This window comes from Achromobacter pestifer (genome assembly GCF_902859625.1).
Classification (GTDB): Bacteria; Pseudomonadota; Gammaproteobacteria; order Burkholderiales; family Burkholderiaceae_B; genus Achromobacter; species Achromobacter pestifer.
In genome coordinates, this window is record NZ_CADIJX010000001.1 from 901887 (window position 1) to 915496 (window position 13610).

Consider the following 13610-nt stretch of genomic DNA (forward strand, 5'->3'; position numbering starts at 1 on the left):
TGCTAGGAAATCACGCGGATATTTCAGTGGCTGGTCTGCACCTGCACCGACACATTCATGGACAACGCAGCCGCGGCCCCGTGCAACCAACGCACCGGCGACGCCGATTCATAATCGCGCGCCACGGCCAGCCGGCAATGCCCGTCGGACGCAAAGCAAGCATGGCTGACGTCGATGCTGACCCAACCATGCCGGGCCAGCCAAACATCCGCCCATCCGTGGTTGGTCGCGTCATCGCCTGCCAGATGCCAATAGCCGCTGACATAGCGGGCAGGCATGCCGAAGGCGCGCACGCAAGCCAGCAAGAGATGCGTATGGCCCTGGCTGCCGCCACGCCCCGCCGCCAAGACCTGCGCGGCCGTCATGGGCGCGTCGTTCAGCCCCGGCGTATACGCCACCCGCTCACGGATTGCCGCGCTAAGCCGCAGCACGTCTTCAGGGGTATGCATGCCGCGCGGCACCACGTGGCGGCAGAATTCACGGATGCTGTCGTCGCACTGGGTCAACGCCGTGGGCACGCCATAGATGTAGACCGGCAGGCGCTCGTCTTCGTCGCCCACATGGCCCTGGGCCAGCGGGTGGATATCCACCTGCCCCACGGCATGGATTTCGATTTCGCTATGGATACGGTGCAAGGTCAGCGTATGGGTGACATTGCCATAGGCGTCCACCTGCGGCTGGATTTCGCCGGGGGTCTGGATCTGCCATCGCAGCGCATGCTGGTGATCGTCGCGGCGGGGCGTCAGGCGCAGCGTCTGGATGCTGTAGTTCATCGGGGCGGCATAGCGGTAGCGGGTCACGTGCTTGATGAGATGCTTCATGAAGTTCTCCAAGGGTCACGCTGGCAACGTCGGGGCCGTCCGCCCCCCAGGCCCGGCAGGCACGACGATTGATAGTAGCAATAGCGCGTTGAAATATTGAAGCAACTTGCATGCCAAGTCATGACACTTGGACGTCGCGAGGCATTGTGGGACCTTGCTCGGGACGCCTGCACCATCGCCCCCCCGGGACGGGCCTGGCGCGCGGGCGCCGGATGCCCGTTTGCCTGCAACAAGCACCACGATGGTGCATCGACCGCCCGATTTCGGCCGCCCCGCGTCATTCGGGGCCAGCGTCCCTGGGCGCATTTTTGACAGCCCATTGCAAAATTGTTCCACCGAAGACAGCGCCGGCATCCGCAGACCTGGGCAGGCCAATGCAGTCACAATCTTCAAATGGGCGGACAATCGTTCAATACGCCCGGCGGGCGAGGTGGCACATTGCAGACGTTTTCCAACGCAGGCATCCGAAGGAGCCCTCCATGCCCGTCACCGCTACCCCTACCCCCGGCGCGAAGCTGCTTTCGCCCAAGGACCATACGCTCATCATGATCGACTTCCAGTCGCAGATGGCGTTTGCCACGCATTCCATCGACGCCATCACGCTGCGCAACAACGCCGCCCTGGTCGCGCACGCCGCGGCCGGTTTTGGCGCGTCCACCATCCTGACGACCGTTGCCGAAAAGAGCTTCTCGGGTCCGATGTTTGACGAAGTCGTCGCCCCGTTCCCGGGTCAGAAGCTGCTGGACCGCACGTCCATGAACACCTGGGAAGACGCGGCCGTGATCAAGCAGGTCAACGAAATCGGCAAGAAGCGCATCGTGCTGGCCGGCTTGTGGACCAGCGTGTGCATCGTCGGGCCCGCCCTGTCGGCGCTCGACCAGGGCTTTGAGGTCTACGTCATCACCGACGCCTGCGGCGATGTGTCCGCCGAAGCCCACAACCGCGCCATCGAGCGCATCGTGCAAGCAGGCGGCCAGCCGATCACCGCCCTGCAATACCTGCTGGAAATGCAACGCGACTGGGCGCGCACCGACACCTATGAAATGACCACGGGCATCGCCAAGCAGTTCGGCGGCGCCTACGGACTGGGCATCATCTACGCCAAGTCCATGTTCAATTCCCACGAAGGCTGAGCGGAGCCCGCCGATGAAGGTCTACCTGGTTTCGCTGGGACTCGGCCTGCTGGTCGGGATCATCTATGCGCTGTTCAATGTGCGGTCACCGGCGCCTCCGGTCATCGCCCTGGTAGGCCTGCTGGGCATCCTGGCGGGGGAACAGATTCCCCCGCTGATCAAACGCCTGATGGCGGATGAAGCCACGCGCACGTCCTGGCTCCAACAGCAGGTCAAACCCCACATGTTTGGCCAGCTTCCCAGTTGCCCCAAGCCCCCTGCCGATCCGGCCCAATCAACCCCAGACGCATGTGGAGACAAGCGCAATGGCTGACACTCCGACCTCTACGCGCGCCCCCGCGCCCGACCTGATCCTGCATCAGGGCCGCTTCACCACCCTGGATCCGGCCCGCCCCACGGCGGATGCCGTCGCCATCAAGGATGGCCGCTTCACCCGCGTGGGCGCAGCGGCCGACGTGCTGCCGCTGGCCGGCCCCGCCACCCGGGTGATCGGCCTGAATGGCCGCAGCGCGCTGCCCGGCCTGATCGACAACCACCTGCACATCATCCGCGGCGGGCTGAACTACAACCTGGAACTACGCTGGGATGGCGTCACCAGCCTGGCCGACGCCATGGGGATGCTGCGCCGCCAAGTCGCCATCACGCCTGCGCCGCAATGGGTGCGCGTGGTGGGCGGATTCACCGAGCATCAGTTCGCCGAAAAGCGCTTGCCCACCATCGAAGAACTGAATGCCGTGGCGCCCGACACGCCCGTCTTCATCCTGCACCTGTATGACCGCGCCCTGCTGAACGCGGCGGCCTTGCGCGCCGTGGGCTATGACAAGACCACGCCGGCCCCGCCGGGCGGCGAAATCGTGCGCGATGCCGCAGGCAATCCGACCGGGCTGCTGCTGGCCAAACCCAATGCGTCGATCCTGTACGCCACGCTGGCCAAGGGCCCGAAGCTGCCCTTTGACTACCAGCTCAATTCCACCCGCCACTTCATGCGTGAATTGAACCGGCTGGGCATCACCGGCGCCATCGACGCGGGCGGGGGCTTCCAGAACTACCCCGAGGATTACCAGGTCATCCAGCAACTGGCAGATGCCGGGCAACTGACGATCCGGCTGGCCTACAACCTGTTCACGCAGAAACCCAAACAGGAAAAGGAAGATTTCCTGAACTGGACCGCCACCTCGCAATACAAGCAAGGCACGGACTACTTCCGCCACAATGGCGCCGGTGAAATGCTGGTGTTCTCGGCGGCCGACTTTGAAGACTTCCGCCAGCCACGGCCCGACATGGCGCCCGAAATGGAAGGCGAACTGGAAGAAGTCGTGCGCATCCTGGCGCAGAACCGCTGGCCCTGGCGCCTGCATGCCACCTATGACGAAACCATCTCCCGCGCGCTGGACGTGTTTGAACGGGTCAACCGCGATGTGCCGCTGGCCGGTTTGAACTGGTTCTTCGACCATGCCGAGACCATCTCGGAACGCTCCATCGACCGCATTGCCGCGCTGGACGGCGGCGTGGCAGTGCAGCACCGCATGGCCTACCAGGGCGAGTACTTCGTCGAACGCTACGGCGCGGGCGCGGCCGAAGCCACGCCGCCCGTCAAGCGCATGCTGGAGAAAGGCGTCAACGTATCGGCCGGCACCGATGCCACCCGCGTGGCCTCCTACAACCCTTGGGTGTCGCTGTCCTGGCTGATCACGGGCAAGACCGTGGGCGGCCTGCGGCTGACCCCGCAACGCAACTGCCTGGACCGCGACGCGGCACTGCGCATGTGGACCGAGAACGTCACCTGGTTCTCGAACGAACAAGGCAAGAAAGGCCGCATCGCCGAGGGCCAGCTGGCCGATCTGGTCGTGCCTGACCGCGACTTTTTCAGCTGCCCCGAATCTGACATCGCCGACACCTCCAGCCTGCTCACGGTCGTGGGCGGCAAGGTCGTATGGGGCGCCGGCGAATTTGCCGCGCATGATGAGGCGGCCCCGCCGCCCGCCATGCCGGACTGGTCGCCGACACGCTTGTTCGGCGGCTACGGCGCCTGGGGCGACAACGAAGGCAAACCCTTGCAAGCCACGCTGCGCGAAGCGGCGGCCGCCTGCGCCTGCGCCAGCAGCTGCGGCGTCCACGGCCACCAACATGCCGGGGCATGGGCCAGCACGCTGCCCGTCTCGGACCTGAAGAGCTTCTGGGGCGCGCTGGGCTGCGCCTGCTGGGCGGTATGACGATGCGCGGTTGGATCACGTCACCCGCCGTGCGTGGGTTGGCCCTGCTGGCGCTTTGCGGCGCTTATCTGCAAGGCGGGCTGGTCAAGCTGATGGACTTCGACGCCGCCCAGGCCGAAATGGCACATTTCGGCCTGCATCCGGCCCATCTGGCGGCCGCTGCCGTTATTCTTCTGGAACTGGGCGCCTGCGCATTGATTCTGACCGGCCGGTTGCGCTGGCTGGGTGCGCTGGCGCTGGCCGTCTTCACCGCCGCCGCGGCGTTGATGGCCAACCGGTACTGGGAAGCGCCCGCCGACGCGCGTTTCATGCTGATGAACGCCTTTTACGAGCACATCGGACTGGCCGGGGCATGGGTCCTGGTTGCCTGGCATGACCTGACGGAGCGCACACATGGCCGGAGTTGACCGCAATTCCCCCCCGCCCGCCGCCGTGGGCGGGATGGCTCCGCTCAAGCACACGCTGTTCGCAGTGCTGTGGGGCGCCACCATCCTGGGCAACATCGGCAGCTTCATGCGGGACGTGGCCAGCGCCTGGCTGGTCACGGACCTGTCGTCCAACCCCGCGGCGGTAGCCATGATGCAGACCGCCGCCACGCTGCCCGTCTTTCTGCTGGCGATCCCCGCCGGCGTGCTCTCCGACATCCTGGACCGGCGGCGCTTCCTGATCGTCATCCAGGTGCTGCTGGCTTGCGTCAGCTTCACGCTGCTGGTGATGGCCAAGACCAACACGTTGACGGTTGAAACGCTGATTGCGCTGACCTTCCTGGGTGGCGTGGGCACGGCATTGATGGGGCCGACATGGCAGGCCATCGTGCCCGAACTCGTCCCCAAGGCCGAACTGAAGACCGCCGTCGGCCTGAATTCGCTGGGCATCAATATCGCCCGGGCACTGGGCCCGGCGATAGGCGGCCTGCTGCTGGCCGCCTTCGGCGCGGCGGCCGCCTATGGCGCGGACGTGCTCAGCTACGTGTTCGTCATCGCGGCGCTGGTCTGGTGGAAGCGCCCGAAGCGCGTGGACGACGGCCTGTCCGAGCAATTCTTCGGCGCCTTCCGTGCGGGCTTGCGCTTTGCCCGCGCCAGCCGAGAACTGCACGTCGTGCTGCTGCGGGCCGCCGTGTTCTTCATCTTTGCCAGCTCCGTCTGGGCCTTGCTGCCGCTGGTGGCGCGCAAGATGCTGGGCGGCGGCGCGGGCTTCTACGGCATCTTGCTGGGCGCCGTGGGCCTGGGCGCGATCCTGGGCGCGGTGCTGTTGCCCATGCTGCGTCAACGCCTGAACACCGATCGCCTGGTGCTGGCTGCCGCCGCCGTCGCCGCCGTGGTGATGGCCGCGCTGTCCTTAGCCCCGCCGCAATGGGCGGCAGTCTTGCTGCTTTTGCTGCTGGGCGTGGGCTGGATCGTCGCCCTGACCACCTTCAACGGCGTCGCGCAATCGATCCTGCCCAATTGGGTGCGCGGCCGAGGGCTGGCGATCTACCTGATGGTCTTCAACGGCGCGATGGCCGCCGGCAGCTTGGGCTGGGGCCTGCTGGCGCAGGAAATCGGCGTGCCGGCAACCTTGCTGGCCGGCGCGGCGGGCTTGCTGGTGGCGGGGCTGGCGCTGCACCGCATGCGCCTGCCGCAGGGCGAGGCCAACCTGGATCCCTCCAATCACTGGCCCGAACCGCTGCTGGACGCGCCCGTCGAACATGATCGTGGCCCGGTCATGGTGCAGATCGAATACCGCATTCGCGTGCAGGATCGTCCGGCCTTCCTGCAAGCGCTGAAGGCGGTGGCCGAAGAGCGCCGCCGTGACGGGGCCTACGCTTGGGGCATCGCCGAACATACGAGCGACCCGGAGCGCGTGCAGGAATGGTTCCTGGTGGAATCCTGGGCGGAGCACTTGCGCCAGCATCAACGTGTATCGCAAGCCGATGCCGACTTGCAAGGCGAAGCGCAGCGTTTCCATATCGGGCCAGACAAACCCGTGGTCCACCACTTCCTGGCGCTGGATACCCGTCAGGCCAAATCCGGCCCGGCGGCGTAGCCCGGAAACCAGGGACGCCGTCAGTGCGCCGAGGCGTCCAGGAAGCGATGCACCACCCGCACCGCGGCCGCGCCTTCGGCGATGCTGGCCAACACGTGCTTGGCCGAACCGGCTCGCACCGCGCCCACCGCGAACACGCCGGGCTGCGAACTTTCGTACGGCCGCGCCTGCATCGATCCCGCCGCGGCGCGGCCGGTATGGATATAGCCCTGCTCGTCCGTGTCCAGACAGCCTTCCAGCCACTCGGTGTTGGCCTCGGCCTGCGTCTGCCCCGGCGCACTGTCATGCGTGCCCGTCGCCACGATCAAGCTGCGCGTCTCGATCACTTGACCGTCATCCAGCCATACGCGGTAGGGGTAGCAGGTACTGTCAAAGCCGCACGCGGTGCGTACCGGCACCACATGCGAGCCAAAGCGCTGGCTTTGGTCCTCGGCGCGACGCAGCAGCCTTCCATCGCAAAGGCCCGTGACGGTACCCGGAAAACCGGGCAATGCGTCCGCGCCAGGCGCCTCGGCGCCGCGCATGGAGCCGCCCACCAGCAGGGTATGCAATCCTTCGGACGCCGCATAGGCCGCCGCCGACAGACCCGCAGGACCGCCGCCGATCACCGCCAGGTCCAGCACCGGATCGCGCTTGCCCGCGCTGCTGGCCGACCGAAGGATCGCCCCGCCATACGGCCGCTGCCGCAAGTAACCGATGCGTCGCAACATGAAGGCGCGCAGCACGATCCCGGCCAACGGTGGTTCCGCCAACAGCAGCCGCGCAAGCGCCGCCCGGCTGATCCGCAACAACCGGCTGGCGGAGTCCGCCCGCAGCGTGACCGCATTGGGCCGGTCGGTGAACAAATCCAGGCTGCCCGTGAACTCACCGTCACGATGCAACAGCAAGCTGTGCATGGCGCCATTGGCTTCGCGTTCCAGCACTTCAAGATAGCCTTCCAGCACGATGTAGAACGCAGCCTCGCGATCGCCGTCGTTCAGCAAGACGCTGCCTGCGGACACCGATATCTCGTCTCCATACGGAGCGGCCTGCCCGACCAGATTGGGCGACAACATCGGAAAGGCCTGGGCATGCAAAGACGCCAGGTCAGCCGGCTGGCCGGCGCTTGTCGCGTCTGAGGACTGATGATTCATGAATTCACGCACGGCACATCCGTGAAGGGCGGCTACAGCGGGCAAGATAGCCCCGCCCGATCAGGCAAGTCTTGCTCACTTGCGTCCTGATTTGTATGAAAGAGTAATGATCGCACTATTAAAAGCGCGCTAGCGTAAACATTCGGCAAGGCCCCGCCATCACGCTTTTGTGCAAATCCGAACACTTGCATCCAATCCTTTGAACGATCGCTTGCCTAGCATGACGTGCGAACGCAACCTTCACGGTTTATTCTCTTCGGAACCATGAACCTTTCCTTCCTTCCCGCCCAGGCGCCGGACCATGGCGCAATGCCCTGACACCCGCCCCAGCCTGGGGCACGTCTACCCCGGCGCGTCGATCCAGGCGATCAGGACCAGCGCTGGCTGCAAAGCCGGGCTGGAGATCCTGCGCGTGGGCTATGCACTACCCGATTTCGGCGTGGCGCGGTCCCAGGACGAGAGCGAAGACTTCCTGGTGCGCGTGTCGCTGGATCCTCGCCCGCGCGCGCAGCACGACGGCGGCTCGTCTGACCCCCTGTCGCTGGCGCCGGACGCCCTGACCATCCGGCGTGCCAGCGATCCGTATCGTCTCGAGCTTCGCACCCCATTCGACCTCCTGTACTTCCGCGTACCGCCGGAATCGCTGGAACAGCTGTCGGAAGATCTGGGCGGCCCACGCATCCAGGGCCTGTCCTGCCCGCCGGGCCATTCCGATCCTGTGTTGGCTCGGCTAGGCCACGCGCTGCTGCCCGCGCTTGAGAACCCGAGCCTCGCCGATCCCCTGTTCGTGGACCATATCGCACTGGCGGTGCAGGTCCATGTGGCGCAGGCCTATGGCGGCGCCGCGCCAGACACGCCACAGGCCCGCAGCGGTCTGGCGGCCTGGCAGGAGAAACTGGCGAAAGAGATGCTGACCGCCGACCTGCTGGCCAATGTATCGATCTCTGACGTGGCCCAGGGCTGCGGCCTGTCGCGCAGCTATTTCATCAAGGCGTTCCGCCAGACGGCCGGCACCACGCCCCATCGCTGGCTGCTGGAACACCGCGTGGACAAGGCCAAGATCCTGCTGCTGAAGTCCGATCAATCCGTGGCCGACATCGCCCGCGATTGCGGGTTTTCGGACCAGGCCCACCTGACCCGCCTGTTTGCCAGCACCATCGGCGTGCCGCCTGCTGCCTGGCGCCGGCAAAACCGCAATTAGGCCGCCCATGCCGCAACGCCTTCAGATCCAGGCATCGGACATCACCGTCACCCGCATGCGTAGCCAGCGCGACGACCTTCCGCCCGGGCCGCCCATCCCCGCGCAGGACGCCTTCAGCGTCATCGTCCAGTTGCAGGACTTCCGCTCGCACACTCTTTGGCGCGGCAACCGCGTGGCATACCAGGGAGGCCATGCGCAAGGGGCCTTGGCCATCACACACCTGGGCGACGAATGGCGATGCGACCATCGCTCGCCCTTCGACAATATTCGCTTCCACCTGCCGCGCGGTGTGCTGGATGCGTTTTCCACCGAAACCTCGCGCGCCCGCGTCTCGGGATTCGACTGCCGCAACGGCACCCAGGATCCGGTGATCTACAACCTGGCTTGCGCACTGGTGCCCGCGCTGACGCAACCGCAGCAGGCCAGCCGCTTGTTCGTGGACCAGATCAGCTTGGCCCTGCAAACCCACGTGATGCATAGGTACGGCCGCGTATCCGAACCCGCCATCGACGCCGGCAGCCATTTATCGCCTTGGCAGCTGCGCCGGGCCACGGAATTGCTGGCCGCCAATATCGGGGGCGACCTGTCCATTGCAGACATCGCCACCGAATGCGGCTTGTCACGCAGCTACTTCATCAAGGCATTCAAAGGCAGCACGGGCAAGACGCCCCACCGCTGGCTGACGGCCCACCGCATCGAACGCGCCTGCGCGCTGCTGACGCAAAGCCATCTGCCCATCGCGGCCGTGGCGCTCGCCTGCGGCTTCGCGGACCAAAGCCATCTGACCCGAGTCTTCACGCAGGTATTGGGGACGACGCCGGGCATGTGGCGCCGGTGATTGGCATCGGTGATTGGCATCTCCGCAAGCGCCTTGGCAGGCCGCTTGGATAGCCGCTAGCGCGGCAATCTGGGTCCCGGCGTCAATGGGCCGACAGGCTGGCCCGACTGCGACGGCATAGGTGGCAGCCTTGGCTGGGCAGGCCCGCTCCAGGCGGGTGGATTTCCACGGTCGGCGCCTGGCGCCGCCGGCGACACGTTGCGCCCCGTGCCGCAAGAGGCGCCCAGGCAATCCGCCGGCGCCCTGCCCGGATCAACCACCCGGGGGCAGGACGTGCCCAGGCAGTTGTCGGGCAAGGTCCGGGCCGACGCCGGTGGCTGTGGAACGGTGGGCACGCCGTCGCGCGCAAGCGCCGGACCGCAGGCCAATACCATCCACGCCGCCACGATCAGGATCTTCATCGCCACGCCTCCCGGAGCCGATACGCTTCCGAGTGTGCGCCCATCCCCCTCCCATCGCAAGGAGGGGGCCCGTCCCCGTCAATCCAGCCGGATATCGGCGCTTTGCACCACCTTGGCCCAGCGGGCGCGCTCGTTGTTGAAGAACTGCGTCAATTCCGCCGGATTGCGGGTAACGATCTCGGCGCCCTGCTCGTTCAACTGCGCCTTGACGTCCGGCTGATTGACGATCTGCGCCATGAGCATGGCCAACCGTTCCGCCACCGGATCCGTGGTGGTGACAGGCGCCATCACGCCTTGCCAGGTACCGGACTCGAATCCCTTGACCCCCTGTTCGGAAATGGTCGGAATATCCGGCACCAGTTGCATGCGCTCGCCCTTCGAGATCGCGATCGGCCGCAGCTTGCCTGCCTTGATGTGCGGCAAGGTGGCCAGCAGGCCGTTCATGATGACCTGCGTCTGCCCGCCGATCGTGTCCGTCACCGCCTGCGAGCCGCCCTTGTAAGGCACATACTCCCATTGGGCGCCCGTGGCTTGCTGCACCGCCACGGCGGCCAGATGCGGCGCGCTGCCGATGGCCGTCACGGCAAAGTTCAGGCGTTGTGTCTTGGACAGCGCCACCAGTTCCTGGACCGTCTTGGCCGGCACGTCGGGGTGCACCGCCAGCACGTGTGGCGAATACGCCAACATGCTGACGGCCCGCAAATCCTTGGACGGATCGAATGACAGCTTGGTGTACACCGACGGGCTGATCGCCAGCGCGCCAACGTCGCACAGCAGCACGGTATGGCCTTCCGCCGCCGACTGCACGACAAGACCTGCGCCCAAGTTGCCGTTTGCGCCCGGCTTGTTTTCCACCACCACGGTCTGCTTCAAGGCGTCAGCCAGGCGCGGCGCCAGGATGCGCGCGATGATGTCCGACGAGCCCCCGGGCGGATACGGCACGATGATGCGCACCGGCCGCGTCGGCCAGTTGGCCGCTGCCGCCGCATTGGCCTGTTGCGCCCAGGCGGGCACGATCGGCGACAGGCAAAGCGCCGCGGCGCCGCCCAGGAACTGCCTCTTGCTTACGTTCATGCTGTCTCCACACGGTTTGATGTGTTTTGGGTAAAACCGGCGCAGGCGGCTGTGCCGCCGCCGCGCGTCGAATTCAGGCCGCGCCCCGTGTCTCGACGTACAGGGCGTACAGGGAATGGCTGCTGGCCATGAACAGGCGATTGCGCTTGGCGCCGCCAAAGCACAGATTGGCGCAGCGCTCAGGCAGCCGGATATGGCCGATGGGTTTGCCGCTGGGGTTGAACACCATCACGCCATCCAGCTCTTCGGACTTGGCGTTTGCGGCGCCATTGCTGCCCCAGCCGCACCACAGATTGCCGTCTTCGTCGCACTTGATGCCGTCGATGGCGCCCGGCCCCTGGGCATCAACCACGATCCGCTTGCCGGACAGCGCGCCGTCGGCCCCAACGTCGTAAGCCCAGATCACGCGATTGGGCTGATGGCGCGACTCCACCACGTACAGCAGCTTCTCGTCGGGGGAAAAGCACAGCCCGTTCGGGCCGGCCAAATCATCCAGCGCGCGGGTCACGCGGCCGTCGGACGGGTCGATGCGGTAGACGCCATGCGGCAGCTCGGGCTTGGCCTTGTCGCCTTCCCAATGGCCACCGATGCCAAACGGCGGATCCGTGAACCAGATGGCGCCGTTGCGCTGGCAAATGATGTCATTGGGGGAATTGAAGGGCTTGCCGTCGAAGCGGTCGGCCAGCACCGTGATGGAGCCGTCGTATTCCGTGCGGGTCACGCGGCGCGTCAGATGTTCGCAGGCCAGCAACCGGCCCTGGCGATCGCGGGCCAGGCCGTTGCTGAAATTGGCCGGCTGGCGAAACACGCTGATCGCGCCCGTGGTTTCATCCCAACGCAGGATACGGTCATTGGGAATGTCGGACACCAGCAGATAACGTCCGTCTCCTACCCAGACCGGCCCTTCCAGCCAACGGAAACCACTGGCCAATTGCTCCACGCTGCTGCTGTAGATGCGATATTTGGAGAACTCCGGATCCAGGATGCGCACCGATGGGTCTGGATAGCGCTGCTGCGGGGTGAAGCTGAACGATTGCGCTTGCGCCAGCGCGACGGGTCCCAGCGCCAATGCGGCGCCCAGCAGCCGGCGGCGGCCAGGCTGGGCCAAGGGGGCATGCTCCATCGGTGTCTCCTTTATCGGTGTAATGCGATGGCAATGCGGTCAGGCGGAAGGGGCGCGGGCCTCAGGTCACGGGGCCAGGATTGAACAGCGCCAGGGCGTTGTGCAGCTTGAGTTTTTCCGCACAGGTCTGCTGGCGGCCGCTGGCCACATCCAGCATCAGCCGGAACAGTTCCCAGCCCACTTCTTCGATCGTGGCTTGGCCGGTGGCGATGCGCCCGGCGTTCACGTCCATCAAGTCATGCCAGCGGCGTGCCAGGCTGTCCCGCGTGGCCACCTTGATCACCGGCACCTGCGCCAACCCGTAGGGCGTGCCGCGTCCGGTGGTGAAGATGTGCAGGTTCATGCCCGCGGCCAGTTGCAAGGTGCCGCAGATGAAATCACTGGCCGGCGTAGCCGCGAAAATCAGACCCTTTTGCGTCAGGCGGTTGCCCGGCGACAACACGCCATGGATCGGTGAAGAACCGGATTTCACGATCGATCCCATCGCCTTCTCGACGATGTTCGACAGCCCCCCTTTCTTGTTGCCGGGGCTGGTGTTGGCACTACGGTCGGCCATCCCGCGTTGCAGGTATTCGTCATACCAGGCCATCTCGCGCACCAGCGCATCCGCCACCTCGGGCGTGGCCGCGCGCGCCGTCAGTTGGTCAATGCCATCGCGCACCTCAGTGTTTTCGGAAAACATCACCGTGCCGCCCGCCCGCACCAGCAGGTCCGTCGCGAACCCCACGGCAGGGTTGGCCGTCACGCCGGAGAAGGCATCGCTGCCGCCGCACTGCACCCCAACCGTCAGGTCGGACACCGGGCAGGTTTCGCGTTGGCGGGCATTCAGCTTTTGCAGATGGCGCTCGGCGGTGCGCATGATCAGGTCGATCATGGACTGAAAGCCCACGTTCTCTTCGTCTTGCAACACGATGGTGTCCACGCCCTCGCCATCCGCGCCCATGCCCTCGCCCGCCCGAATCGGAATGGCGCCCGGCGCCAGCAGGCGTTGCGGCTGCAACTTTTCACAGCCCAGGCTGACCACCATCGAGGTGCCGCCAAAGTTGGGGTTGCGCGCGATGTTGTGCAGCGTTCTGATGGGGATCGCGGCCCCTGGCGCGTCAATCGCCACGCCACAGCCGTAGGTGTGTTCAATGCCCACCACGTCGTCCACATTCGGGTAGCGCGGCAGCATTTCCTGGCGAATCCGCGCCACGGCATGTTCGACCACGCCCTGCACGCATTGCACCGTGGTGCTGATGGCAAGAATGTTGCGCGTCCCTACCGTACCGTCGGCGTTGCGATAGCCCTGGAAGGTGTAGCCATCCAGGGGCGGCAGTGGCGTAATGCGCGTCCCTACCGGCAGGTCTTGCAAGGTGCGGGCCGCGGGCATCGTCGTAACGCGCTCATTGATCCACGAGCCGCGCGGCAAGGCTTTCGCCGCAAAACCGACGACGACGTTGTAGCGCACGACGGCATCGCCCTCGGCCAGATCCGCCAACGCGACCTTGTGCCCTTGCGGCACCGCATCCACCAGTTGCAACCCATCGGGCAGCACGGTGCCAGCGGGCAATCCGCCTTCATTGGCGACGATCGCCACATTGTCCTGCGGGTGAATCTTGATAAGCACGGGCGCTTGGTCTGCCGCAACCTGCATGAAGAATCCTTT

General features: G+C 65.8%; 13 protein-coding genes. 7 read left to right on the top strand and 6 right to left on the bottom strand.

All coding sequences use genetic code 11. The features are described 5' to 3' along the window. Positions 1-23: 23 nt before the first annotated feature. Entirely contained in the window at positions 24-821 is a 798-nt protein-coding gene (locus HV753_RS03810; RefSeq protein WP_175173074.1) for a transglutaminase family protein, read from the bottom strand. Positions 822-1300: 479 nt separating this feature from the next. Here HV753_RS03810 and HV753_RS03815 point away from each other — a divergent pair, with 479 nt between their 5' ends. The 5 genes from HV753_RS03815 to HV753_RS03835 are packed head-to-tail and all read left to right on the top strand — an operon-like array spanning position 1301 to position 6192. Continuing rightward, positions 1301-1954, top strand: coding sequence for a hydrolase (locus HV753_RS03815; RefSeq protein ID WP_175173075.1), 654 nt, complete (start codon positions 1301-1303; stop codon positions 1952-1954). 13 nt (positions 1955-1967) lie between these two features. After that, entirely contained in the window at positions 1968-2267 is a 300-nt protein-coding gene (locus HV753_RS03820; protein ID WP_175173076.1) for a XapX domain-containing protein, read from the top strand. Beyond that, on the top strand, positions 2260-4167 hold the full coding sequence (locus tag HV753_RS03825) for an amidohydrolase (protein ID WP_175173077.1): 1908 nt from the start codon (positions 2260-2262) through the stop codon (positions 4165-4167). Before HV753_RS03820 ends, HV753_RS03825 begins: the two co-directional genes overlap by 8 nt. After that, positions 4164-4574, top strand: coding sequence for a DoxX family protein (locus HV753_RS03830; protein WP_175173078.1), 411 nt, complete (start codon positions 4164-4166; stop codon positions 4572-4574). Before HV753_RS03825 ends, HV753_RS03830 begins: the two co-directional genes overlap by 4 nt. Beyond that, positions 4561-6192 carry an MFS transporter gene (locus HV753_RS03835; protein ID WP_175173079.1) on the top strand — a complete coding sequence of 544 codons (1632 nt, stop codon included), beginning with the start codon at positions 4561-4563 and terminating at the stop codon, positions 6190-6192. The genes HV753_RS03830 and HV753_RS03835 overlap by 14 nt, the downstream gene beginning before the upstream one ends. 20 nt (positions 6193-6212) lie before the next feature. Here the strand turns inward: HV753_RS03835 and HV753_RS03840 are convergent, their stop codons facing one another. Beyond that, positions 6213-7325 carry a cyclic nucleotide-binding domain-containing protein gene (locus tag HV753_RS03840; protein ID WP_175173080.1) on the bottom strand — a complete coding sequence of 371 codons (1113 nt, stop codon included), beginning with the start codon at positions 7323-7325 and terminating at the stop codon, positions 6213-6215. A gap of 301 nt (positions 7326-7626) precedes the next feature. On the opposite strand from HV753_RS03840, the gene HV753_RS03845 reads away from it, so the two are divergent. Together HV753_RS03845 and HV753_RS03850 are read left to right on the top strand one after the other, a co-directional pair. After that, positions 7627-8526 carry a helix-turn-helix domain-containing protein gene (locus HV753_RS03845; protein ID WP_175173081.1) on the top strand — a complete coding sequence of 300 codons (900 nt, stop codon included), beginning with the start codon at positions 7627-7629 and terminating at the stop codon, positions 8524-8526. Between the two features lie 7 nt (positions 8527-8533). Next, on the top strand, positions 8534-9364 hold the full coding sequence (locus HV753_RS03850; protein ID WP_175173082.1) for a helix-turn-helix domain-containing protein: 831 nt from the start codon (positions 8534-8536) through the stop codon (positions 9362-9364). Positions 9365-9420: 56 nt separating this feature from the next. On the opposite strand, the gene HV753_RS03855 is transcribed toward HV753_RS03850, so the two are convergent. From HV753_RS03855 to garD, 4 genes are all read right to left on the bottom strand, one after another. Beyond that, positions 9421-9765, bottom strand: coding sequence for a hypothetical protein (locus HV753_RS03855; RefSeq protein ID WP_175173083.1), 345 nt, complete (start codon positions 9763-9765; stop codon positions 9421-9423). A 78-nt stretch (positions 9766-9843) separates the two neighbouring features. After that, positions 9844-10839: a Bug family tripartite tricarboxylate transporter substrate binding protein gene (locus HV753_RS03860; RefSeq protein WP_175173084.1), complete on the bottom strand. Its 996-nt coding sequence runs from the start codon at positions 10837-10839 to the stop codon at positions 9844-9846. Positions 10840-10912: 73 nt separating this feature from the next. Then, on the bottom strand, positions 10913-11962 hold the full coding sequence (locus HV753_RS03865) for an SMP-30/gluconolactonase/LRE family protein (RefSeq protein ID WP_175173085.1): 1050 nt from the start codon (positions 11960-11962) through the stop codon (positions 10913-10915). A gap of 61 nt (positions 11963-12023) precedes the next feature. Continuing rightward, positions 12024-13598, bottom strand: coding sequence for a galactarate dehydratase (gene garD / locus HV753_RS03870; protein WP_175173086.1), 1575 nt, complete (start codon positions 13596-13598; stop codon positions 12024-12026). Positions 13599-13610: the final 12 nt, after the last annotated feature.